General features: G+C 70.3%; 13 protein-coding genes. 6 read left to right on the top strand and 7 right to left on the bottom strand.

The features are described 5' to 3' along the window. Positions 1 to 43 precede the first annotated feature (43 nt). From ACH4OA_RS19895 to rpsL, 5 genes are all read right to left on the bottom strand, one after another. Positions 44 to 3,112: a glycosyl hydrolase 115 family protein gene (locus ACH4OA_RS19895; protein ID WP_397969993.1), complete on the bottom strand. Its 3,069-nt coding sequence runs from the start codon at positions 3,110 to 3,112 to the stop codon at positions 44 to 46. 231 nt (positions 3,113 to 3,343) lie between these two features. Beyond that, positions 3,344 to 4,537 carry an elongation factor Tu gene (gene tuf / locus ACH4OA_RS19890; RefSeq protein ID WP_365875368.1) on the bottom strand — a complete coding sequence of 398 codons (1,194 nt, stop codon included), beginning with the start codon at positions 4,535 to 4,537 and terminating at the stop codon, positions 3,344 to 3,346. A 156-nt stretch (positions 4,538 to 4,693) separates the two neighbouring features. Further along, positions 4,694 to 6,820 (bottom strand): elongation factor G, encoded by a 2,127-nt coding sequence (gene fusA, locus ACH4OA_RS19885; protein ID WP_397938298.1) that lies wholly within the window; start codon positions 6,818 to 6,820, stop codon positions 4,694 to 4,696. 39 nt (positions 6,821 to 6,859) lie between these two features. Then, positions 6,860 to 7,330 (bottom strand): 30S ribosomal protein S7, encoded by a 471-nt coding sequence (gene rpsG / locus ACH4OA_RS19880; RefSeq protein WP_030345396.1) that lies wholly within the window; start codon positions 7,328 to 7,330, stop codon positions 6,860 to 6,862. 2 nt (positions 7,331 to 7,332) lie between these two features. Next, positions 7,333 to 7,704 (bottom strand): 30S ribosomal protein S12, encoded by a 372-nt coding sequence (gene rpsL / locus ACH4OA_RS19875; RefSeq protein WP_003948652.1) that lies wholly within the window; start codon positions 7,702 to 7,704, stop codon positions 7,333 to 7,335. 398 nt (positions 7,705 to 8,102) lie between these two features. Here rpsL and ACH4OA_RS19870 point away from each other — a divergent pair, with 398 nt between their 5' ends. The 6 genes from ACH4OA_RS19870 to ACH4OA_RS19845 all read left to right on the top strand — a co-directional run bounded on the left by ACH4OA_RS19870 (position 8,103) and on the right by ACH4OA_RS19845 (position 15,902). Beyond that, positions 8,103 to 8,906, top strand: a complete 804-nt coding sequence (locus tag ACH4OA_RS19870) for a Crp/Fnr family transcriptional regulator (RefSeq protein WP_397938300.1) — start codon at positions 8,103 to 8,105, stop codon at positions 8,904 to 8,906. Between the two features lie 174 nt (positions 8,907 to 9,080). Next, on the top strand, positions 9,081 to 9,968 hold the full coding sequence (locus ACH4OA_RS19865) for a hypothetical protein (protein WP_397969991.1): 888 nt from the start codon (positions 9,081 to 9,083) through the stop codon (positions 9,966 to 9,968). After that, positions 9,965 to 12,166, top strand: coding sequence for a hypothetical protein (locus tag ACH4OA_RS19860; RefSeq protein ID WP_397969989.1), 2,202 nt, complete (start codon positions 9,965 to 9,967; stop codon positions 12,164 to 12,166). Before ACH4OA_RS19865 ends, ACH4OA_RS19860 begins: the two co-directional genes overlap by 4 nt. A 64-nt stretch (positions 12,167 to 12,230) precedes the next feature. Next, entirely contained in the window at positions 12,231 to 14,048 is a 1,818-nt protein-coding gene (locus ACH4OA_RS19855; RefSeq protein WP_397969988.1) for a hypothetical protein, read from the top strand. After that, positions 14,045 to 14,578 carry a Pycsar system effector family protein gene (locus ACH4OA_RS19850; RefSeq protein WP_397938307.1) on the top strand — a complete coding sequence of 178 codons (534 nt, stop codon included), beginning with the start codon at positions 14,045 to 14,047 and terminating at the stop codon, positions 14,576 to 14,578. Before ACH4OA_RS19855 ends, ACH4OA_RS19850 begins: the two co-directional genes overlap by 4 nt. A 43-nt stretch (positions 14,579 to 14,621) precedes the next feature. Beyond that, positions 14,622 to 15,902, top strand: a complete 1,281-nt coding sequence (locus ACH4OA_RS19845; protein ID WP_397938309.1) for a M48 family metalloprotease — start codon at positions 14,622 to 14,624, stop codon at positions 15,900 to 15,902. A gap of 65 nt (positions 15,903 to 15,967) precedes the next feature. On the opposite strand, the gene ACH4OA_RS19840 is transcribed toward ACH4OA_RS19845, so the two are convergent. After that, positions 15,968 to 19,867: a DNA-directed RNA polymerase subunit beta' gene (locus tag ACH4OA_RS19840; RefSeq protein ID WP_365875360.1), complete on the bottom strand. Its 3,900-nt coding sequence runs from the start codon at positions 19,865 to 19,867 to the stop codon at positions 15,968 to 15,970. A 100-nt stretch (positions 19,868 to 19,967) separates the two neighbouring features. Next, on the bottom strand, positions 19,968 to 23,453 hold the full coding sequence (rpoB, locus tag ACH4OA_RS19835; protein ID WP_365875358.1) for a DNA-directed RNA polymerase subunit beta: 3,486 nt from the start codon (positions 23,451 to 23,453) through the stop codon (positions 19,968 to 19,970). Positions 23,454 to 23,841: the final 388 nt, after the last annotated feature.

The raw sequence follows: 23,841 nt of genomic DNA, 5'->3' as shown, positions 1-23,841 counted from the left end.
AGGCGTGCCTGCGCTCGGCGCGACAAGACGACCTGGAGGAAGTTCAGGCCCTCCCGCTCTCCAGTGGGCCCAGGTACAGCTCCGGCAGGCCGCCCGTGTCTATCAGGAGGCGCTGGAGTACCACCGTCGGGTCGACCATCCAGAACTTCAGGCGGTGGACGCCCGGTGCGGTCACCGTGTGGCGGGTGGACGTGCGGTTGACGTTGTCCGATGTGTTGCGGGCCCACACCGTGTTCAGCGCGCCGTCGTCCGCGCCCGCCGTGATGTCCACCGTGCGGACCGGACCGTCGTCCAGGGAGACGCCGTAGAGCAGGCCCTGGACGCCGGGCAGCGCCGGGTTGCGCGGGGAGAGGTACGCCCAGACGGTCACCTCGGCCGGCGCGGACAGCAGGGTCACCTCGTACTCCAGGCGGGGCGAGGAGCCGCCCGGGGTGCGGGACGGGGACGTCACCGGCCAGGGCGTCATGCCCGCGCCCGTGCGGCCGATGCCGTCGACGCGGCGCCACCGGCCGACCGCCCGGTCGTAGTGCCCGGCGTCGACCGCCACATAGCCGCCCGCCTCCACGAAGCCCCGCGCGCCGTGCACCGGGGTCCCCTCGGCCACGCAGCCCACCGTCACCGAGGTCCCGGCGCCGGTCACCGTCAGCGTGGCCTCGGCGCGGCGGGCCGGGGCCCGGGACCAGTCCACCTCCACCTCCAGGCGGACCTGCCGCTCCACCCGGCCCCGGGGCCGGTCCACCCGCAGCCACGGCTCCGACACCCGCACCTCGTACGCGAACGGCTCGGCGCCCCGGTTGAACACCTCCACGTACTGCTGCGGACGGGTCTGGTACGGGCTGAACGGCGGCAGCAACGCGGCCCCGGAGGCGCCCCCGGGCCACCAGTGGCCCGCGTCCTCCGACCCGTCCACCGACACGCCCAGCCCCGCCGCCGCCGGCAGGTCCACGCGCCGCACCGCCGGGAAGAGGACGTCGGGCAGGGCCACGTTGTCCTTCTCGGGCTGCTGCCAGGGCGCGTTGGGCCCGTAGCGGTCGACGTCCCCGTAGTCGATGTGCGGCTGGGTCTGGAACCCCTGCCATTTGCCGTCCGCCACCCGGGTGCCGAACCGCTCGGCCAGGGCGAAGTCCCGGGCCAGGGCCGCTTCCGCGCGCGCCGCCCGCTCGTTCGCCGCCGCCCGGCCCTGCGCCGCGTACAGCAGGTTGGTGAACTCCGCCTCCCGCAGCTCGTACAGGTTCGCGGTCGCCGTGATCGCGTACCCGGCCAGTTCGAACCACGCGTCCCGCAGCCTCTCCGGCAGCCTGCGCTCCACGCGTTCCGCGCGGCGGCCCAGCTCGCGCCACTCCTCGGTGACCCGCTCCAGTTCCCGGTGCGCGAAGTAGTACGGGCTCTGCCGGTCGTCGTAGACCACCCGATCACCCGAGAGGGTGATCCGGCGGTTCAGCAGCTCCGGTTTGCGCCGGGCCTGGAGCCGGCCGTAGGCCGCCAGCAGCGAGGCGATCTCCGCCGCCTGCGCCTCGCCGAAGTTCTGCCGGGCATACCGCTCCTCCCAGGCGCCGAGCCGTTCCAGCGGCCAGGCGTCCGGGTTCCAGGCGTACGTCAGGAAGAACTCCGTGGGCAGTTCGTTGCCCTTGAGATCGCCGACGTTGGCCACCCACAGGCCGTGGTTGCCGTAGGCGTGCGCCTGGTGGAGCTGGTCCCAGACGTTGCGCAGGTTCGCGGTGTCGACCCACTTGTAGTTGCGGCCGGCGCCGACGTAGTCGAAGTGGTAGTACAGGCCGTAGCCGCCGGGGCGCGGGCCGTCCGGGTGCTTGCGGATGTTGCCCCAGTTGTCGTCGGTGAGGACCACGGTGACGTCGTCGGGTGCGCGCAGGCCCCGGTCCCAGTAGCGCTGCACCTCCTTGTACAGCGTCCAGACCTGCGGCGTCTCGGACGCCGGCCGGCCGGTCACCTCCTCGATGATGCGGCGCTGGTCGGCGATGATCTGCTGCATCAGCTCGATGCCGTCGCCGTCCGGCAGGCTCGTGTCGCCGTTGCCGCGCATGCCGAGGGTCACCACCCCCTCGAAGCCCTCGTCCACCATGCGCTGGATGCCGGCCCGCCAGTACGCGCGGACCGCCTCCGCGTTGCGCCGGTACGACCACTCCCCTGTGCCCCCGTAAGGGTCCGACCCGGAGCCCGCGTGCCGGTTCCACTCCTCGATGCCCCGCATCATCGGCGCCTCGTGCGAGGTGCCCATGACGATCCCGTACCGGGCCGCGGTGCGGTGGTTCTCCGGGTCGTCCTCCGCGAACGCCCGGCCCCAGACCGCCGGCCACAGGTAGTTGCCCTTCAGCCGCAGCAGGACCTCGAAGACCTTCGCGTAGAAGTCGGCGGTGAAACCGTTGGGATACCCGGGCGCCTTCCCCGGGCCGAAGTACGCCGGCGCCCAGGTGCCGAGCGCCGGGTTCTCGTCGTTGACGAAGACGCCCCGGTACTTCACCGCCGGGCTGCCCTGGGTGAAGCGGCCGGGCTTCACCCACACCGCCTCCCGGCGCGCCGGCGGCACGTCGTCCCACCAGTGCCAGGGTGAGACACCGATGCCGTAGGAGACGTCGTACGCCCCGAAGATCGTGCCCCGCGGATCGCTGCCCGCGATGACGAAGGCCCGCTCCACCCCGGGCAACGGCCGCTCCACGACCGTCTGGAGCGAGGTCTCCCACCGGCCGCTGATCCCCGTCACGTCCAGCTTCCCGGAGCGGATCAGGCCGTCGATCAGCGGGCTGCGGCCGATCGTGCCGAGCAGCACCGGGAAGCGGCCGATCGTCGTGCCCGGCCGGACCCCGGTCACGCGCGCGAGGTCGTCACGCAGGTCGCCCGCCACCCGTACGACCCCGGGGTGATCCTCCGGGCTCACCACTACGGGTGCGCCCACCAGTGAGAACACCCCGCCCGTGAACGAGATGTACGACCCCGGGTCCGTCACCCGCAGCCCCTCCCCCGACCCGGTCCCGGGCCCGGCCCCGGACCCGGACCCGGACGCGGCCTGGGACGCCGGTCCCGGCACCGCGGCCAGTCCGGCGCCCAGCACCGCCCCGCCCACGACCGACCTGCGGCTGACGTGCGCAGACGACATACGCCACTCCTCCCGTTCCCCACCCGCCTCTATTTGCTCAGCGGCATGACAAATACTGGGCGAGGCAACGGCGGCGGGGAACGGGTCGTACCCACCGAATACTTTCGAGCACCGTCCGCCGGCCCGCCCCCGGGACGGCCCGGGCGGGTCCGGGAACGCCGAAGAGGCCCGTACGACCGGAGTCGTACGGGCCTCCCCTTAGGTCAGATACCGACCTGAAGCAAGCGGAGCTTACTTCACGATCTTGGTGACCTGGCCGGCGCCCACGGTGCGGCCACCCTCACGGATGGCGAACTTCAGGCCCTCTTCCATGGCGACAGGCTGGATGAGCGACACCGTCATCTCGGTGTTGTCACCCGGCATGACCATCTCGGTGCCCTCGGGGAGGGTCACCACGCCGGTCACGTCCGTCGTGCGGAAGTAGAACTGCGGACGGTAGTTGTTGAAGAACGGCGTGTGGCGGCCACCCTCGTCCTTGGACAGGATGTAGGCCTGCGCCTCGAACTCGGTGTGCGGGGTGACCGAGCCCGGCTTGATGATGACCTGGCCGCGCTCGACGTCCTCGCGCTTGATGCCACGGAGGAGCAGACCGACGTTCTCACCGGCCTGGCCCTCGTCGAGCAGCTTGCGGAACATCTCGATGCCGGTGACCGTGGTGGTGGTCTTCTCGGTCTTGATGCCGATGATGTCCACGGTCTCGTTGACCTTCAGGACACCACGCTCGATACGGCCGGTGACGACCGTACCGCGACCGGTGATGGTGAAGACGTCCTCGATCGGCATGAGGAACGGCTTGTCGACGTCGCGCTCCGGCTGCGGGATCGACTCGTCGACGGCCTTCATCAGGTTGAGGACGGAGTCCACCCACTCCTGCTCGCCCTCGAGGGCCTTGAGCGCGGAGACCTTGACGACCGGAACGTCGTCGCCGGGGAACTCGTACTCGGAGAGGAGCTCACGGACCTCGAGCTCGACGAGCTCCAGGATCTCCTCGTCGTCCACCATGTCGGCCTTGTTCAGCGCGACGACGATGTACGGGACGCCGACCTGGCGGGCCAGGAGCACGTGCTCCTTGGTCTGCGGCATCGGGCCGTCGGTGGCGGCGACCACCAGGATCGCGCCGTCCATCTGCGCGGCACCGGTGATCATGTTCTTGATGTAGTCCGCGTGACCCGGGCAGTCGACGTGGGCGTAGTGACGCGCTTCGGTCTGGTACTCGACGTGCGCGATGGAGATGGTGATACCGCGCTGGCGCTCCTCGGGCGCCTTGTCGATGTTGTCGAACGGGGTGGCCTCGTTCAGGTCCGGGTACGCGTCGTGCAGCACCTTGGTAATGGCGGCCGTGAGGGTCGTCTTACCGTGGTCGATGTGACCGATGGTGCCGATGTTGACGTGCGGCTTAGTCCGCTCGAACTTCGCCTTCGCCACTGGGGTCCTCCTGTGGAGTGGTTCTGTACGCCTTACTTCATCGGCGCCAGGTGATCTTTGCTGTAAAGGCCCGGAACCCGGGGTATTCCTCCGCGTTCACGGCGGAATACCCCTGGAGGCTCCGGAGTCAAGCCTACGGCGTGTTAACGCGGTGCGTTACTCGCCCTTGGCCTTCGCGATGATCTCCTCGGCGACGTTCCGCGGAACCTCGGCGTAGGAGTCGAACTGCATCGAGTAGCTTGCGCGACCCGACGTCTTGCTGCGGAGGTCGCCGACATAGCCGAACATCTCCGACAGGGGCACCAGGCCCTTGACGACGCGGGCACCGGCCCGCTCCTCCATGGCCTGGATCTGGCCACGGCGGGAGTTGATGTCGCCGATGACCTCACCCATGTAGTCCTCGGGCGTGGTGACCTCGACGGCCATCATCGGCTCGAGCAGCACGGGGCTGGCCTTGCGCGCGGCCTCCTTGAAGGCCTGCGAACCGGCGATCTTGAAGGCGAGCTCGGAGGAGTCGACCTCGTGGTAGGCACCGTCGTGGAGGATGACCCGGACACCGGTCATCTCGTAGCCGGCGAGGATGCCGAACTGCATGGCCTCCTGCGCACCGGCGTCCACCGAAGGGATGTACTCCTTCGGGATACGGCCACCGGTCACCTTGTTCACGAACTCGTACGAGGTGTCGCCGCCCTCGAGGGGCTCGATGCCGATCTGCACCTTCGCGAACTGACCGGTACCACCGGTCTGCTTCTTGTGGGTGTAGTCGACGCGCTCGACGGCCTTGCGGATCGTCTCACGGTAGGCCACCTGCGGCTTGCCGACGTTGGCCTCGACCTTGAACTCGCGCTTCATGCGGTCCACGAGGACCTCGAGGTGAAGCTCGCCCATACCGCCGATGACGGTCTGGCCGGTCTCCTCGTTGGTGTGCACCTGGAAGGAGGGGTCCTCCTCCGCGAGACGCTGGATGGCGACACCCAGCTTCTCCTGGTCACCCTTGGACTTGGGCTCGATCGCGACCTCGATGACCGGCGCCGGGAAGTCCATGGACTCCAGGATCACCGGGTTCTTCTCGTCGCAGAGCGTCTCACCGGTGGTGGTCTGCTTCAGGCCCATGACGGCGACGATGTCGCCGGCGCCCACCGAGTCGATCTCCTCACGCTTGTTCGCGTGCATGCGGTAGATCTTGCCGATGCGCTCCTTGCGGCCCTTGACGGAGTTCAGCACGGCGGTGCCGGACTCCAGACGGCCGGAGTACACGCGGACGAAGGTGAGCTTGCCGAGGTGCGGGTCGCTCATGATCTTGAACGCCAGCGCCGACAGCGGCTCATCGTCGGACGGCTTGCGCTTGACGACCTCGTCCGCGTTGTTGACCGCGTGGCCCTCGATGGCCTCGATGTCGACCGGGGACGGCAGGTAGCGCACGACCGCGTCGAGCAGGGGCTGGACGCCCTTGTTCTTGAACGCGGTACCGCAGAACACCGGGGTCACCGTGGTGCCGGTGCCCTTGCCGGAGGCGATGGTGATACGACGGATCGCGGCGTACAGCTGCTCCACGGAAGGCTCCTCGCCCTCCAGGTACAGCTCCATGATCTCTTCGTCGTTCTCGGCCACGGCCTCGAGCAGCTTGCCGCGCCACTCCTCGGCAGCCTCGGTGTGGGTGTCCGGGATGTCGACGATGTCGTACATCTCGCCCTTGGTGGCCTCGGCGGACCACACGAAGGCCTTCATCGTCACCAGGTCGACGACACCCTTGAAGTCCGCCTCGGCACCGATCGGCAGCTGCATGACCAGCGGCTGCGCGCCCAGGCGGTCGGAGATCATGTCGACGCAGCGGTGGAACTCGGCACCGGTGCGGTCCAGCTTGTTGACGAAGCAGATACGCGGCACGCCGTAGCGGTCCGCCTGACGCCACACGGTCTCGGACTGCGGCTCGACGCCGGCGACACCGTCGAACACCGTCACGGCACCGTCGAGCACACGCAGGGAGCGCTCCACCTCGACGGTGAAGTCGACGTGACCCGGCGTGTCGATGATGTTGATGGTGTGGTCGACGTTCTCCAGCGGCCAGTGACAGGTGGTGGCAGCAGAGGTGATCGTGATGCCACGCTCCTGCTCCTGCTCCATCCAGTCCATGGTGGCAGCGCCGTCGTGGACCTCACCGATCTTGTACGACACACCGGTGTAGAACAGGATCCGCTCGGTGGTGGTCGTCTTGCCCGCGTCGATGTGGGCCATGATCCCGATGTTCCGGACCCTGGCCAGGTCAAGTGAAGTGGTAGCCATAAGGCTTCAGTCTTCTCTCGGTCTCGATGTGGGTAGCGACTACCAGCGGTAGTGCGCGAAGGCCTTGTTGGACTCGGCCATCTTGTGGGTGTCCTCGCGCTTCTTCACGGCCGCACCGAGGCCGTTCGAGGCGTCGAGAAGCTCGTTGAGCAGGCGCTCGGTCATGGTCTTCTCGCGACGGGCGCGGGAGTAACCGACCAGCCAGCGCAGCGCCAGGGTGCTGGCACGGCCGGGCTTGACCTCGACCGGCACCTGGTAGGTGGCGCCACCGACACGGCGGGACTTGACCTCGAGGGTCGGCTTGATGTTCTCAAGAGCGCGCTTCAGCGTGATGACCGGGTCGTTGCCGGTCTTCTCGCGCAGGCCCTCCATGGCGCCGTACACGATGCGCTCGGCGGTGGAGCGCTTGCCGTTCAGCAGCACCTTGTTGATCAGGGAGGTCACCAGAGGAGAACCGTAGACCGGGTCGATGATGACCGGGCGCTTCGGGGCGGGGCCCTTACGAGGCATTCTTACTTCTCCTTCTTGGCGCCGTAACGGCTGCGAGCCTGCTTGCGGTTCTTGACACCCTGGGTGTCGAGCGAGCCGCGGATGATCTTGTAGCGAACACCCGGCAGGTCCTTCACACGGCCGCCGCGCACGAGCACGATGGAGTGCTCCTGCAGGTTGTGTCCCTCACCCGGAATGTAAGCGGTGACCTCGATGCCGCTGGTCAGACGCACACGCGCGACCTTGCGGAGGGCCGAGTTCGGCTTCTTCGGGGTGGTCGTGAACACACGCGTGCAGACGCCGCGACGCTGGGGCGAACCCTCGAGTGCGGGCGTCTTGTTCTTCTCGACCTTGTCCTGCCGGCCCTTCCGGACCAGCTGCTGGATCGTAGGCACTACTTCTCCGGTTTCTGTGTGCCGATGTACAGCTAACCTGGAACGTCGCCGACCCACGCGGTCGGGTGTGTCGAATCCGTGAGACTCCCCGCCGCAAGGCGAAAAGGGCGCAGATTACGGTGGCCGCTCGTGGCTCGCCATACGGTTCACAGGCACGCACAGGAGCCAGGGCACACCCCAGGCACAAGGTCTGAGCGTACCTACCTCATGGACTTCGGTCAAAACAAATGGGACTCACGCCGACACGCCGGTCCCTCCAGTCTGCTCCTCGCGATTCGTCCGCGCTTGTCCGGCGGCCTCCCGACTGGCCGAAACGCGCTCTTCACCCACCGGCGCTCTTGCGCGTTCAGTACGTTGATGCGCCCGCTGCGGACTTCCGGGGGATGAGCATGACAACCATGACGACAAGGACGCCGGTGTACTCGCCGGACGACGGCGGTCTGGACGACCGGGTGCCGTTCCTGGCCAGGCTGGAGAGCGAGGACCGCTCGGCGCTGCTGGCGCTCGGCACGGCGCTCACCTTCACCGCGCGCGTGATCCTGCTGCACCAGCACGAGCCCTCCTCGCACGTGCTGTTCCTGGTCGACGGCTGGACCAAGGTCACCGCGTCCGCCGCCAACGGCTACGAGGCGCTGCTCGCCCTGCGCGGCCCCGGCGACATCATCGGCGAGTCGGCCGCGCTGACCGGACGGCCGCGGTCGGCGACGGTCACCGCGCTGGAGCGGGTCCGGGCGGTGGCCGTCGAACGGGAGCGGTTCCGGGAGTTCCTGGGCGCCTCCCCGGCCGCCTCCTTCGCCCTGCTCGGGCTCACCTCGGACCGCACCCGCGCGGCCGACCGGCGCCGGCTGGAGTTCGCGTCGCTGAGCGTGCGGGAACGGCTCGCCGTGCTGCTGCTCGACCTCGCCCGCACCCACGGCCGGCGCGTCCCGGACGGCATCGAGCTGGCCGTCCCGCTCAGCAAGCAGGAACTCGCCGGTTCCGTCGGCGCCTCCCGGGAGATGGTGCAGCGGCTGCTGAAGGAGCTGCGCGACAAGGAGGCGGTGGTCACCGGCCGGCGCACCCTGCTCATCCGCCGCCCGGACATCCTGCGCCGCATCACCGCGACGGCCCCGGCCGGCCCGCCGGCCCCACCGGCCCCGTTTGTCCCGTCCGACCCGTCCAACCCGTCTGTCCCGCCGCTCCCGGGTCCCCGCGAGGAGTGACGGCGCGGGCGGCGGGCTTTCCCCGGACATCACGGGCGTCACAGGAGCCCCAGGCGTCCCGGGGGTCGTTCTGTGCACACGGTCACAGTCGGTGTGGGTCATCCGCCCTCACCACCGCGGCCTTCCGGCGGCCACGCTGCTGCCCTGCACACCGCCCCCGTCCGAGAGGCCGCCATGACCGCCGATCCCGTGATCCGCACGATCCTGCTGCTGGACATCGAGAGGTTCAGCCACCGGGACGACGTCGAGCAGGCCTACCTGCGCCGGATGCTCTACGACATCACCGACCGCGCGCTGCGCAGCGCCGACATCGACGAGACGCTGCGGCTGCGCGCCGACCGCGGCGACTCGGTGATGGAGCTGATCGACGCCAACGCCTCCGTCACGGCGCTGCTGCGGGCCCTGCTCACCGAGGTGCCGGTCCAGCTGCGGGCGCTCAACCGCATGGCGTCCAGCTCGGCGCAGATCCGGCTGCGCGGAGTCGTCGCCAGCGGCTTCGTGGCCATCGACGAACACGCCGGCTGGGTCGGCTCGGACCTGAACCACGCCGTCCGGCTGCTGGACGCCGAGGTGCTGCGCCGTGCGCTGCGCGAGCGCGCCGACGACTTCGCGCTGTGCGTCTCGGACGCCCTGTACACGGGAGTCGTCCGGCACGACCACCCCGGTGTCCCGGCCGACGGCTTCCACCGGACGACCGTGGCGAGCAAGAACGGGCCGCTCACGGCCTGGCTGTACGGACCGGTACCCGGCGGCGCGACGGGCGGGGCGGCCGGCCGCGCGCCGGGGACCGGCACGGACCACGGTGACCGGGGGGAGGAGCCGGCGCCGGGCGGATCGGGGGACCGCCCGGCGCCGGCCGCGCCACCCCGGGCCACCGCCGCCGGGAACCACCCGGCGCCCGAGGCGCGGTGGCCCGCCCCGGCACCGGGCCCCTGCTTCCGCGGCCCCGTGACGATCGGCGGCGGCACGGTGCACGGCGACCAGAACAACGTCACCGGCAACCAGATCACCGGGACCGTCCGGCTGGGCGGCCGCGGCCGGGACCGGGGTGAGGACGCGTGAGCGAGGCCCAGCCGGACCCCGGCTCCCCGGCCGGCCCCGCCGCCGAGCCCGCTCCCGGCGAGGCGCCCGCGGAGCAGCACCCGGCCGCCGACGCCGGCGAGGAGAACGAGGAGCGCGACCAGCCGCAGGACCCGTGGGCCGCCCGGCGCGACCTGGCCGACCACAGCCCCCGGACCATGAACATCGGCGCCCGGACCCGGTTCGGCGGCGGCACCGTGCACGGCGACCAGAACAACCTGGCCGGCAACCAGATCACCGGCGACGTGTTCCTCGGCGGCAAGACGGAGATCCACTGGAGTCTCGCCGGCCTGTCCGGGGCGGCCGCCGTCTCCGGCGAGGTGCCGCCGCAGCGGCTGGAGCGGCTGGACGCGTCGTTCACCGCCGCCGAGGAGACCGTCCGGGAGCTGCTGGACCGGCTGCGCCGCGACCGCGTGCTGGTGCTGTCCGGCGCCCGCTTCTCCGGCCGCAGGACGGCGGCGCTGGTGCTGCTGCACCGGCTCGGCGCCGTACCCGTGCACGTCCTGGACCGGGACACCGCCCCCGGCTCCCTCGCCGACCGGCTCACCGGCTCGGACGGACAGGTGCGCGGCTATGTGCTGGGCGACCTGGCCACCCGGCGCGGGAACCCGCTGCGCGAACCGCACCTCCTGGCCGCACGCGGCCGGCTCGCGGAGCAGGACGCGTACCTGGTGATCACCGTGAGCCACACCGCCGTACTGGACGACGTCGACGACGTCCGCTGGGAGCCGCCGGCCGGGGCCGAGGTGCTGGCCGCGCACCTGCGCACGCTCGTGGACCCGGACACCGCCGCCGGCCTGCTCCGCCTCCCGGCGGTCGGCGACTTCCTGGCCCGCCGCCACCGGCTGCGCGAGACGGCCGGCTTCGCCCGGCTGCTGGCCCGCCACGCCGCCGCCGAGGTGACCGAGGACGCGGTCGGGGCGTTCTCCCGCGCCTCACTGGAGAACCAGATCCAGGAGTGGTTCGAGGAGGACGAGAGCACGCTCCACCTGCGGGACAAGGCGTTCCTGGTGGCCCTCGCCGCGTTCGACGGCGGCCCGTACGCGCTGACCGCCGAACTCAGCGACCTGCTCTACCGCCAGCTACTCAAGACCCAGCACCCGCACCAGCCCGCCGAGGTCCCCGTCTTCGGCACCCACATCGACAAACGGCTCCAGCTCGCCCGCGCGGAGGGCTACGAGGAGGACGAGCACACCGAGTGGGGCCCGGTGACCCAGTACAAGGCGAAGTTCCTCGACGAGCGGGTCTCCCTCGTGCTGCTGCGCCTGGTGTGGACCGGTCATCCGTCGGCCCGGCCCGCGCTGATCGAATGGCTCCGCCGGCTCGCCGGCGACGGCCGCCCGCTGGTCCGCACCCGCGCCGCCGCCACCGCCGCCGTCCTCGCCCGCACCGATCTGCCCTCCGCGATGGCCCTGGTCATCGAGCCCTGGGCCACCTCCCGCCTGTTCCGGCACCGGCTGGTCGCGGTCAACTCCCTCGCCCTGGCCCACCTCGTCGGCACGCCCAACATCCCGCGCATCCTGGACGACTGGTCCAGGGCCGACGACCGCGCCCTGACCTGGGTGGCGGCCCGGGCGTACGCACTGATCGGCCCGGAGCTGCCCGGGCAGGCGCTCGCCGCGCTGCGCGAGGCCGCCCGCCGCCTGCACGACGGTCCCGGCGGACCCGAGGAGTCCGACGCGGAGATGGTGCGCGAACTGTCCGACGCGGTCGCGCTGCTGCTGCTCTCCCCCGCGCACGACCAGGTCCTCGTGGAGCTGCTGACGCACCTCGACGACGACCCCGCGGTGCGCGCGCTCACGCTCACGGCCTTCGTCAACGCCTGCGGCCGCCCGGCGGAGGACGGCGACGAGGACGACCGGCCGGCCGTCCTCGCCTGGTACGCCGGCGCGGCCGCCGACGGCTCGGGCGCCGCCGGCGGCCTGGCTTTCCTGTGGCGCGAGGCGCTCGCGGACCGGCACACCACCCGGGACGCGCTCAAGACCCTGGGCGACTGGGTGCTGACCGCCGAGCGGTCGCCCGCCACCGAGTGGGCGCTCGCCGCCCTGCTGCCGCACCTCGTCACCACGCCCACCGAACACCGGCGGCTCGGCCATCTGCTGCGCACCATGCCCGGCCGGGACGGCGCGCCGCCCCCGCGGGTCGCCACCCGCCTGCTGACCACGCTCCCGCCCCGCTGACGGTCCCTTCCGCGCACGGGACCGTCCGCGCGCACGACCGAGCACGTCCCCGAGGAGACCCACCATGCCCGCTTTCTCCCGCCCGCCCGAGTGGCAGCAGCCGGCGGACCGGCACAGCCGGCTGTCCGACCCGGTGCTCACCGTGCGGCAGCTCTCCCGCTTCGAACTCTCGCTCAAGCACGTCGTCCGCATCGACCACGCGCTGGTGTTCGCCACCCCGAAGGGCGGCTACGACGCGTTCCTCCCGCCGCACCGCCCCACCCGCGCCGAGATCGCCGCCCGCCGCTACACGGCCGTGTACGAGGTCGACATGGGCGTGCATCCCTTCACCGGCACGTTCACCCTGCCGAGTGACAACGACGCGTTCGAGTTCACGGCCGAGGTCGACTTCTCCTGGCAGGTGCTCGATCCGGCCCGGTTCGTGCGCAGCGGCCACCGGGACGTGCCGGGGCTGCTCGCCGGCACGCTCCAGCAGGCGGCCCGGCCGGTGTCCCGCCGGTTCGCCATCGCCGACAGCGGGGCGGCCGAACGGGAGCTGCTGACCGCCCTGACCCCGCTCGAACCGCTCGGCTCGGAGGTGGGCCTCCAGGTCACCTGGACCCTGCGGCTGCGGCGGGACCAGGCCGCCATCGAGCACCAGCAGCGGCTCCTGGCGATCGACCACTCCGCCGTCGAGCAGATCCGCGTGGCCCGGCGGGGCGCCGAGATCGACACCGAACTGGACCACCGGGCCCGGGCACAGGACCGGCTGCACCTGGAACGCGCCATGGACTACGGCCGCCAGCACCAGGAACTCGCGCTGCAGCAGCAGCACTGGCAGCAGGAACAGGCCATGCTGCACGGCGCGCAGCAGCACCAGCTCGCCGTGCAGCAGGCGCAGCACGCCCTGGCGATGCAGCAGTACGAGGCCCAGAAGGTGGCCTTCTACCAGTGGCACCTCCAGCAGGGCGGAGTACAGGCCTGGGCCCTGCATCTCGCCGAGCACCCGCAGGACACCGGTCTGGTCATGACCGCCATGCGGGAGGACCAGCTCCGCATGATCCAGGCCCAGATGGACCTGGTGAAGGAGCTGCTGGCCGGCGACAACGCGGAGAAGTTCGAGCTGGAGGGCCCCAAGCAGCTGGCCCTGCGCACGGTCACGGACATCCTCAACCAGCGCCTGCCCGGCGTGGCCCAGAACCCGCCGCTGGTACCGCCGGGCCCGGCGCCGGGTGCCGGGCCGGTGCCGGGCGCGATCACCGACGGCACCGCGGTCTCCTCCGACGAGGCGGGCGATGCGCAGGACGACGACGAGGCGCCGGCCGGAAAGAGTCCGTCGCCGGGGGCAGCGGAGAACCCGCCAGTGCCGGCCGCCGGGCAGGACGCCGAAGCCGGACAGGGGGTCGGGCAGGAGGCGGTGCCGCAGGTCCCGCCGCAGCCCTCGTACACGCCGCCGCACACCCCGCCCTACACGCCGCCGTACCCGCCCCGACAGGCTCCGTACACGCCCGCGCAGGTCTCGTACGCGACCCCGCAGCCTCCGTACGCTCCTCCGCACGCCCCGTACTCTCCCCCGCAGCCTCCGTACGCGACCGCCCAGACCCCGTACGCGGCCCCTCAGCCTCCGTACGCGGCTCCCCAGCCTCCGTACGCGGCCCCGCAGGCGCCGTACGCGCCGCGGGCGGCTCAGCCCGCCCAGGAGGCCGAGGCGGCACCGGCTGGGTATCCGGCGCAGCCCGGCGGCTGGTACCCGCCGCCCATGCCCACCTCGCCGCCGGCCCCGGCCGCCGGCTGGCAGCCGCCGCCCGGGTACGGCTCCGTGCCGACCGCTCCCCCGCAGCCGCCGGCGGCCGGGGCACCGGAGCAGCCTCTGCCGGCCCCCGAGGGCGGGGCCGCCGTATGACGGCTCCCGCGCCCCCGGACGGCACCGCCGACCCCGCGCTCGCCCGGCTGCGGCTGTGCGAGCGCCTGCTCGCCGACCTGCGCACCGAGATAGCCCGGGCCGACAGCAAGGCCGCCGTGCTGGTCGCCGCGCTCGGGATGACCGCCGGACTGCTCAGCGGGGTGCTGGCCGGCCGGGACTGGACCCCGGGCCGGCTCTCCGCCGCCGGGGCCGCCTTGTGGTGGGCCGGGATCGTCTGCCTGCTGTTCTCGCTGTTCGCCCTGCTGCTCGCCGTCCTGCCGCGCTACCGGCCGGGTTCCTGGGCGCCGGGGCAGCCGCTGTCGTACTTCGGCGACATCCGGCAGGCCGCACGCGCGGGCCGGCTGGAGACGGCGGTCGACGACACCCTCCGCGACCCCGCCGCCGGTCTGCTCGCCTCGCTGGCCGAGAACAGCGGGATCGCCGCCCGGAAGCACCAGTGGATCCGCTCCGGCCTGATCGCGTTCTGCGCCGGTACGGCCCTGGTGCCCGCCTCGCTGCTGCTCGGCTGACCGGACCGCGGCCGCCGTCCCCCTCCACCGAAGGAACGCCAGCATGACCCACCCGCCCGTCGCACCGGAGTACCCCGAGCCGCCCCGCCACCCGCCCGCATCCCCGAGCCATCCCGCGCCCGCGTACCCGCCGTACCCGGCCGCCGCGTCGTACCCGTCCTCCCCGCCGCCCTCGTACCCGTCGTACCCCCGGCCGCCGCACGCCGCCGCCCCGGCGCCCCCGCAGGCCCCGGCCCGCCCGGCTCCTCCCGCGGCTCCCCCGCCGTACCCGCCGTCCGTGCCACCGCTGCCGCCGGGTGGCGGGCCGGGTGACATCGGTGCCGGCGATCCCCGGCACCCGCACCACATCAGCACCGACCACGGCCGGGTGCACATCGCCGCCCAGCAGCGCCGTACCGACGCCACCGCCGTCGGGAGCCTCCTGCTGCACCTGCCGAACCTCCTGGGCAGCCTCCTCGTCGTCGCCCTGGTCTCGCTCCTCTTCGGCCGCCTGGGCTTCCTGGTGGTCCTGGTCTGGCTGGCCAGCGGCGCGCTCGTCTTCCACCGCCCCACCGAAAGCGCCCTCGCGCGCCATGTTCTCCGGCTGCGCTACCCCACTCCCCGGGAACGCGCCACACTCGAACCGGTCTGGCACGAGGTGACGGCCCGCGCCGGGGTCGACGGCCGTTCCTACGAGTTGTGGGTCGAGGACAGCGACCACCTGAACGCGGTCGCCGCGGCCGGACACATCGTCGGCGTCACCCGGTTCGCCCTGGACCGGCTGCCCAACGGGGAACTCGCCGCCGTCCTGGCGCACGAACTCGGCCACCACGTCGGCGGCCACGCCTGGGCCGGACTGCTCGGCTACTGGTACGCGCTGCCGGGCCGGCTCGCCTGGCGGCTGCTGCGGACCGTGACCGCCGTGCTGTACAAGCTGTCCCGGGCCTTCTCCTGCGCGGGCGTCGTCTCCTTCACCGCGATCGTCGGCGTCTTCGCGTTCGCCACGATCAGCTTCCTGTACGGCCTGCCGCTGCTGATCCTCGCGGTGCCGTACGCCCTCGCCGCCGTCGGCCGGCGGGCCGAGCTGCGCGCCGACCAGCACGCGGCGGCCCTCGGCTTCGCTCCCATGCTGGCGGCGGTCCTGGAGAAGATGCACCACGAGGAACAGCAGGTCCGCGCCGCGCTCACCGCCCGCAACGGCGGTGTCCCGGTCGCCCGGAGCCCGCTCGCCAAGCTGCTGACCTCGCACCCGGACTACCACACCCGGCTGCACCGCCTCCGGCCCTACCTCGCACCGCCGCCGTACCTCGCACCGCCGCCCCACGCCGCGCCGCCGCGCCGCTGAGCGCGCCCGGACACGCCGAAGGGCGGCCACCCCGTCACGGAGTGGCCGCCCTTCAGACTGCTCGCTTACTGGTTGTACGGACCGTAGTCGTAGTCCTCCAGCGGGACGGCCTGGCCGGAGCCGGTGCCGAACGGCGAGTAGTCGATGTCGTCGTAGCCGACGGCCGAGTACATCGCGGCCTTGGCCTCCTCGGTCGGCTCGACCCGGATGTTGCGGTAGCGGGACAGACCCGTACCGGCCGGGATGAGCTTACCGATGATGACGTTCTCCTTGAGGCCGATGAGGCTGTCGGACTTGGCGTTGATCGCCGCGTCCGTCAGGACTCGGGTCGTCTCCTGGAAGGAGGCGGCCGACAGCCAGGATTCCGTCGCCAGCGAGGCCTTGGTGATACCCATCAGCTGCGGACGACCGGAGGCCGGGTGACCGCCCTCCTGGACCACACGACGGTTCTCCTGCTCGAAGCGGGAGCGCTCGACCAGCTCGCCGGGCAGCAGCTCGGCGTCACCGGACTCGATGATCGTCACGCGGCGCAGCATCTGCCGGATGATGATCTCGATGTGCTTGTCGTGGATCGACACACCCTGCGAGTTGTAGACCTTCTGGACCTCGCCGACCAGGTGGACCTGGACGGCACGCTGGCCCAGGATGCGCAGCACGTCGTGCGGGTTGGTGGCACCCACGGTGAGCTGCTGGCCCACCTCGACGTGGTCGCCCTCGCGGACCAGGACCTTGGCACGCTTGGAGATCGGGTACGCCGTCTCGTCGCTGCCGTCGTCCGGCGTGACGACGATCTTCTTGGTCTTCTCGGTCTCCTCGATGCGGACGCGGCCGCTCGCCTCGGAGATCGGGGCGACACCCTTGGGCGTACGGGCCTCGAACAGCTCGACGACACGCGGCAGACCCTGGGTGATGTCGTCACCGGCCACACCACCGGTGTGGAAGGTACGCATCGTCAGCTGGGTACCGGGCTCACCGATGGACTGGGCGGCGATGATGCCGACCGCCTCACCGATGTCGACCAGCTTGCCGGTGGCGAGCGAACGGCCGTAGCACATCGCGCAGGTGCCGACGGCGGACTCGCAGGTCAGGACCGAGCGGGTCTTGACCTCCTCGACGCCACGGCCGACCAGCTCCTCGATGAGGACGTCGCCCAGGTCGGTGCCGGCCGGGGCCAGCACCTGGCCCTCGACCACGATGTCCTCGGCGAGGCAGCGCGCGTACACGGACGTCTCGACGTCCTCCGCCTTGCGCAGCACGCCGTCGGCGCCGCGCTCGGCGATCCGCAGCCGCAGACCGCGCTCGGTGCCGCAGTCCTCCTCGCGGATGATGACGTCCTGCGAGACGTCGACCAGACGACGGGTGAGGTAACCCGAGTCGGCCGTACGCAGAGCGGTGTCCGCCAGACCCTTACGCGCACCGTGCGTGGAGATGAAGTACTCCAGCACGGACAGGCCCTCACGGAACGAGGCCTTGATCGGACGCGGGATGGTCTCGTTCTTCGCGTTCGACACCAGACCACGCATACCGGCGATCTGCCGCATCTGCATCATGTTTCCTCGGGCACCCGAGTCAACCATCATGAAGATGGGGTTCGTCTTGGGGAAGTTCGCGTTCATCGCCTCGGCGACCTCGTTGGTCGCCTTGGTCCAGATCGCGATGAGTTCCTGCGTGCGCTCTTCCTTGGTGATCAGACCGCGCTCGTACTGCTTCTGGACCTTCTCGTCCTGCGCCTCGTAGCCCTTGACGATCTCCTTCTTCGCCTCGGGAACGACGACGTCGGAGATGGCCACGGTGACACCGGAACGGGTCGCCCAGTAGAAGCCGGCCGCCTTCAGGTTGTCGAGCGTCGCCGCCACGATGACCTTGGGGTAGCGCTCGGCCAGGTCGTTGACGATCTCGGAGAGCTGCTTCTTGCCCACCGAGTAGTCGACGAACGGGTAGTCCTCGGGCAGCAGCTCGTTGAAGAGCGCGCGGCCCAGCGTGGTGCGCAGGCGGAACGAGTCGCCCTGCTGCCACTCGGGCTCGCCCTCTTCGCGGGCCGGCGGGGTCCAGCCGCGCGGCGGGATGGTGCCCACCGGGAAGCGGATGTCGACCGGCGACTGCAGCGCCAGCTCACCGGCGTCGAACGCCATGATCGCCTCGGCCGTGGAGCCGAACGCGCGGCCCTCGCCCTTGGTGTCACGCAGCTCGCCGTCGGTGGTGAGGAAGAACAGACCGAGGACCATGTCCTGGGTCGGCATCGTCACCGGACGGCCGTCGGCCGGCTTGAGGATGTTGTTCGAGGACAGCATCAGGATGCGGGCCTCGGCCTGCGCCTCCGCGGACAGCGGCAGGTGCACGGCCATCTGGTCACCGTCGAAGTCCGCGTTGAACGCGGTGCAGACGAGCGGGTGGATCTGGATGGCCTTGCCCTCGACCAGCTGCGGCTCGAAGGCCTGGATGCCGAGGCGGTGCAGGGTGGGAGCACGGTTCAGCAGCACCGGGTGCTCGGCGATGACCTCTTCGAGGACGTCGTACACGACGGTGCGGCCGCGCTCCACCATGCGCTTGGCGCTCTTGATGTTCTGCGCGTGGTTCAGGTCGACCAGGCGCTTCATCACGAACGGCTTGAACAGCTCCAGCGCCATCGCCTTGGGCAGACCGCACTGGTGCAGCTTCAGCTGCGGGCCGACGACGATGACGGAACGCGCCGAGTAGTCGACTCGCTTGCCGAGCAGGTTCTGCCGGAAACGGCCCTGCTTGCCCTTGAGCATGTCGGACAGCGACTTCAGCGGACGGTTGCCGGGGCCCGTGACCGGGCGGCCGCGGCGGCCGTTGTCGAAGAGCGCGTCGACGGCCTCCTGGAGCATGCGCTTCTCGTTGTTCACGATGATCTCGGGCGCGCCGAGGTCGAGAAGCCGCTTCAGGCGGTTGTTGCGGTTGATGACACGGCGGTACAGGTCGTTCAGGTCGGAGGTCGCGAAGCGGCCACCGTCCAGCTGCACCATCGGACGCAGGTCCGGCGGGATGACCGGGACGCAGTCCAGGACCATGCCCTTGGGGCTGTTGGAGGTCTGCAGGAACGCGGAGACGACCTTCAGCCGCTTCAGGGCGCGGGTCTTCTTCTGGCCCTTGCCGGTGCGGATGATCTCGCGGAGGCGCTCGGCCTCCTCCTCCAGGTCGAAGGACTCCAGGCGCTTCTGCAGCGCCGCGGCACCCATCGAACCGTCGAAGTACGTGCCGAAGCGGTCGCGCAGCTCGCGGTAGAGCAGCTCGTCGCCCTCCAGGTCCTGGACCTTGAGGTTCTTGAACCGGCTCCACACCTCGTCGAGGCGGTCGATCTCGCGCTGCGCGCGGTCGCGGAGCTGCTTCATCTCACGCTCGGCGCCCTCGCGCACCTTGCGGCGCACGTCGGCCTTGGCACCCTCGGCCTCCAGCTCGGCCAGGTCGGCCTCCAGCTTCTTGGCCCGGGCCTCCAGGTCGGCGTCACGGCGGTTCTCGATCTGCTGGCGCTCGACCGAGACGTGCGCCTCCAGGGAGGGCAGGTCGCGGGTGCGGCGCTCCTCGTCGACGTACGTGATCATGTACGCCGCGAAGTAGATGACCTTCTCGAGGTCCTTCGGCGCCAGGTCCAGCAGGTAGCCGAGGCGCGAGGGGACACCCTTGAAGTACCAGATGTGGGTGACGGGCGCGGCCAGTTCGATGTGGCCCATCCGCTCACGGCGCACCTTGGCACGCGTGACCTCGACGCCACAGCGCTCGCAGATGATGCCCTTGAAGCGGACGCGCTTGTACTTGCCGCAGTAGCACTCCCAGTCCCGGGTCGGACCGAAGATCTTCTCGCAGAAGAGTCCGTCCTTTTCGGGCTTGAGGGTGCGGTAGTTGATGGTCTCGGGCTTCTTGACCTCGCCGTGGCTCCACTGACGGATGTCGTCAGCGGTAGCCAGACCGATCCGGAGCTCGTCGAAGAAGTTGACGTCGAGCACTATGCGTCAATCCCTCTCAGGGTTTGTTAAGTCTGTGGTCTGAAACGGGGGCCTGGGGGTCGGCGGGGCCCTGATGGGTCAGAGCCCCGCCGGACTCCCGTCAGACCTCTTCGACGCTGCTCGGCTCGCGCCGGGACAGGTCGATACCGAGCTCCTCCGCAGCGCGGAAGACGTCCTCGTCGGTGTCGCGCATCTCGATGGACATACCGTCACTCGACAGCACCTCCACGTTCAGGCAGAGCGACTGCATCTCCTTGATGAGCACCTTGAAGGACTCGGGGATGCCGGGCTCGGGGATGTTCTCGCCCTTGACGATGGCCTCGTAGACCTTCACGCGGCCGGTGACGTCGTCGGACTTGATGGTCAGCAGCTCCTGGAGCGCGTACGCGGCTCCGTAGGCCTCAAGTGCCCACACCTCCATCTCGCCGAACCGCTGGCCGCCGAACTGGGCCTTACCGCCCAGGGGCTGCTGCGTGATCATCGAGTACGGGCCGGTCGAGCGGGCGTGCAGCTTGTCGTCGACCAGGTGGTGCAGCTTCAGGATGTACATGTAGCCGACCGAGATCGGGTCCGGGAACGGCTCACCGCTGCGGCCGTCGAACAGCCGCGCCTTGCCGGTCGGGAGCACCATGCGCTCGCCGTCCCGGTTCGGGATGGTGTGCTGGAGCAGACCCGCCAGCTCGTCCTCACGGGCACCGTCGAAGACGGGGGTGGCGACGTTGGTGCCGGGCTCGACCTTGTCGGCGCCGATCACCTGGAGCCGCTGGGCCCACTCCTCCGCGAGGCCGGAGACGTCCCAGCCGCGGCTGGCGAGCCAGCCGAGGTGGATCTCCAGGACCTGTCCCGGGTTCATTCGGGACGGCACACCCAGCGGGTTGAGGATGATGTCGACCGGGGTGCCGTCCTCCAGGAACGGCATGTCCTCGATCGGCAGGATCTTGGAGATGACACCCTTGTTGCCGTGCCGGCCGGCCAGCTTGTCACCGTCGGTGATCTTGCGCTTCTGCGCGACGTAGACGCGGACGAGCTGGTTCACGCCCGGCGGCAGCTCGTCGCCCTCCTCGCGGTCGAAGACGCGCACACCGATGACCTTGCCGATCTCGCCGTGCGGGACCTTCAGCGAGGTGTCGCGGACCTCACGGGCCTTCTCGCCGAAGATGGCGCGCAGCAGGCGCTCCTCCGGGGTCAGCTCGGTCTCGCCCTTGGGCGTGACCTTGCCGACCAGGATGTCGCCGGCGACGACGTCGGCACCGATGCGGATGATGCCGCGCTCGTCGAGGTCGGCGAGGACCTCCTCGGAGACGTTCGGGATGTCCCGGGTGATCTCCTCGGGGCCCAGCTTGGTGTCACGGGCGTCGACCTCGTGCTCCTCGATGTGGATCGAGGAGAGGACGTCGTCCTGCACGAGGCGCTGCGACAGGATGATCGCGTCCTCGTAGTTGTGACCCTCCCACGGCATGAACGCCACGAGCAGGTTCTTGCCGAGGGCCATCTCGCCGTTCTGGGTGGCCGGGCCGTCGGCGAGGACCTGGCCCTCGACGATGCGGTCGCCCTCGTTGACGATGACCTTCTGGTTGACCGAGGTGCCCTGGTTGGAGCGGGCGAACTTGGCCAGGCGGTACGTGATGTACGTGCCGTCGTCGTTGGCCGTGGTGATGTAGTCCGCGGAGACCTCCTGGACCACACCGGCCTTCTCGGCCTTGACGACGTCGCCGGCGTCGACGGCGGAGCGGTACTCCATGCCGGTGCCGACGAGCGGGGACTCCGACTTAATCAGCGGGACGGCCTGGCGCATCATGTTCGCGCCCATGAGGGCACGGTTGGCGTCGTCGTGCTCGAGGAAGGGGATCATGGCGGTCGCGACCGACACCATCTGGCGCGGCGAGACGTCCATGTAGTCCACGTCCTCGGGGCCGACGTAGTCGACCTCGCCGCCACGGCGGCGGACGAGCACGCGGCTCTCCTCGAAGCGGAGCTCGTTGGTCAGCGGCGCGTTGGCCTGCGCGATGACGAAGCGGTCCTCTTCGTCGGCGGTCAGGTAGTCCACCTCGTCGGTGACCTGGCCGTCGATGACCTTGCGGTACGGGGTCTCGACGAAACCGAACGCGTTGACCCGGCCGTAGGAGGCGAGCGAGCCGATCAGACCGATGTTCGGGCCTTCGGGCGTCTCGATCGGGCACATGCGGCCGTAGTGCGAGGGGTGCACGTCACGGACCTCGAAGCCGGCCCGCTCACGGGACAGACCACCGGGGCCGAGCGCCGACAGACGGCGCTTGTGCGTCAGACCAGACAGCGGGTTGTTCTGGTCCATGAACTGCGACAGCTGGCTGGTGCCGAAGAACTCCTTGATGGAGGCGACGACCGGCCGGATGTTGATCAGGGTCTGCGGCGTGATCGCCTCGACGTCCTGGGTGGTCATGCGCTCGCGCACGACGCGCTCCATCCGGGCCAGACCCGTGCGGACCTGGTTCTGGATGAGCTCGCCGACGCTGCGCAGGCGGCGGTTGCCGAAGTGGTCGATGTCATCGGTCTCGACGACGACCGTGTCGCCGTTGTCACCGGTGGTCTCGGTCTCGCCGGCGTGCAGCTTCACCAGGTACTTGATCGTCGAGATGATGTCCTCGACGGTCAGGATGCCCGCGTCCAGCGGGGTGTCCGTACCCAGCTTCTTGTTCACCTTGTAGCGGCCGACCTTGGCGAGGTCGTAGCGCTTGGGGTTGAAGTAGAGGTTCTCCAGCAGCGTCTGCGCGGCCTCGCGCGTGGGGGGCTCGCCCGGGCGCAGCTTGCGGTAGATGTCGAGGAGCGCGTCGTCCTGGCCCTGGGTGTGGTCCTTCTCCAGGGTGGCGCGCATCGACTCGTAGTCGCCGAACTCCTCGAGGATCTGCTCGGTGGTCCAGCCGAGCGCCTTCAGCAGCACGGTGACCGACTGCTTGCGCTTGCGGTCGATGCGGACACCGACCATGTCGCGCTTGTCGATCTCCATCTCCAGCCAGGCACCCCGGGACGGGATGATCTTGGCGGAGAAGATGTCCTTGTCGGACGTCTTGTCGATGGAGGAGTCGAAGTAGACACCGGGGGAACGGACCAGCTGCGACACCACGACACGCTCGGTGCCGTTGATGACGAAGGTGCCCTTGTTCGTCATGAGCGGGAAGTCGCCCATGAAGACGGTCTGGGACTTGATTTCGCCGGTCTCGTTGTTGGTGAACTCGGCGGTGACGAAGAGCGGGGCGGCGTACGTGAAGTCGCGCTCCTTGCACTCGTCGATGGAGTTCTTCGGCGGCTCGAAGCGGTGGTCCCGGAACGTCAGCGACATCGACCCGGAGAAGTCCTCGATCGGCGAGATCTCCTCGAAGATCTCCTCCAGACCGGACTTGGTGGGGACGTCCTGACCGTTCTCCAGAGCCTCCTCGACCCGACTCTGCCAGGCGGTGTTGCCGAGCAGCCAGTCGAAGCTCTCGGTCTGCAGCGCGAGCAGGTTCGGAACCTCGAGGGGCTCCTTGATCTTTGCAAAGGAAATGCGCAGCGGGGCGGTGCTGGCGCCGTTGTTCGTATTCGCGGTCGAGGCAGTGCGCGAGGCGGCCAAGAGGGGGTCCTTCCGAGGGCTCGGACTCACTACGCGCGTACCGGTCCCTCTCCTGCTACACAGGGACGGAAACCCCAGGTCAGTAGGGTCGGTCGACTGTGCTCAAGTGAGGGCAGACCCCTGGTGACGGGCAGGGGGCAGCTAACAGGCAGCGCAAAGGGTCAGTGTAGCCACTTGGCACACTGATGTCCAGTGCGGGTTTTCGAAGACCCTCGTTGTGCTCAACGCCCTTGTCAAAGCCCTCGGCATCCTGCCCTCAACGCACGTTGATACTGCCCTCTTCGCCGTCGATCCATGCCTCGGATTCGGATCCTTGTGACGACGCGTCCTGAGAATTGCGCGCTGCGTGCGGTTCGTCAAGGGCTCCTCGCCGGAACCGGGGCATCCG

The sequence above is a fragment of the Streptomyces sp. NPDC017095 genome (assembly GCF_044332325.1).
Taxonomy (GTDB): Bacteria; Actinomycetota; Actinomycetes; order Streptomycetales; family Streptomycetaceae; genus Streptomyces.
This window is presented reverse-complemented; position numbering and strand designations above follow the sequence as displayed.

Excerpts from the sequence above, each read along its gene's own strand:
- ACH4OA_RS19895 (WP_397969993.1), bottom strand. The coding sequence starts at position 3,112 with ATGTCGTCTGCGCACGTCAGCCGCAGGTCGGTCGTGGGCGGGGCGGTG.
- fusA (WP_397938298.1), bottom strand. The coding sequence starts at position 6,820 with ATGGCTACCACTTCACTTGACCTGGCCAGGGTCCGGAACATCGGGATC.
- rpsG (WP_030345396.1), bottom strand. The coding sequence starts at position 7,330 with ATGCCTCGTAAGGGCCCCGCCCCGAAGCGCCCGGTCATCATCGACCCG.
- ACH4OA_RS19870 (WP_397938300.1), top strand. The coding sequence starts at position 8,103 with ATGACGACAAGGACGCCGGTGTACTCGCCGGACGACGGCGGTCTGGAC.
- ACH4OA_RS19865 (WP_397969991.1), top strand. The coding sequence starts at position 9,081 with ATGACCGCCGATCCCGTGATCCGCACGATCCTGCTGCTGGACATCGAG.
- ACH4OA_RS19855 (WP_397969988.1), top strand. The coding sequence starts at position 12,231 with ATGCCCGCTTTCTCCCGCCCGCCCGAGTGGCAGCAGCCGGCGGACCGG.
- ACH4OA_RS19850 (WP_397938307.1), top strand. The coding sequence starts at position 14,045 with ATGACGGCTCCCGCGCCCCCGGACGGCACCGCCGACCCCGCGCTCGCC.
- ACH4OA_RS19845 (WP_397938309.1), top strand. The coding sequence starts at position 14,622 with ATGACCCACCCGCCCGTCGCACCGGAGTACCCCGAGCCGCCCCGCCAC.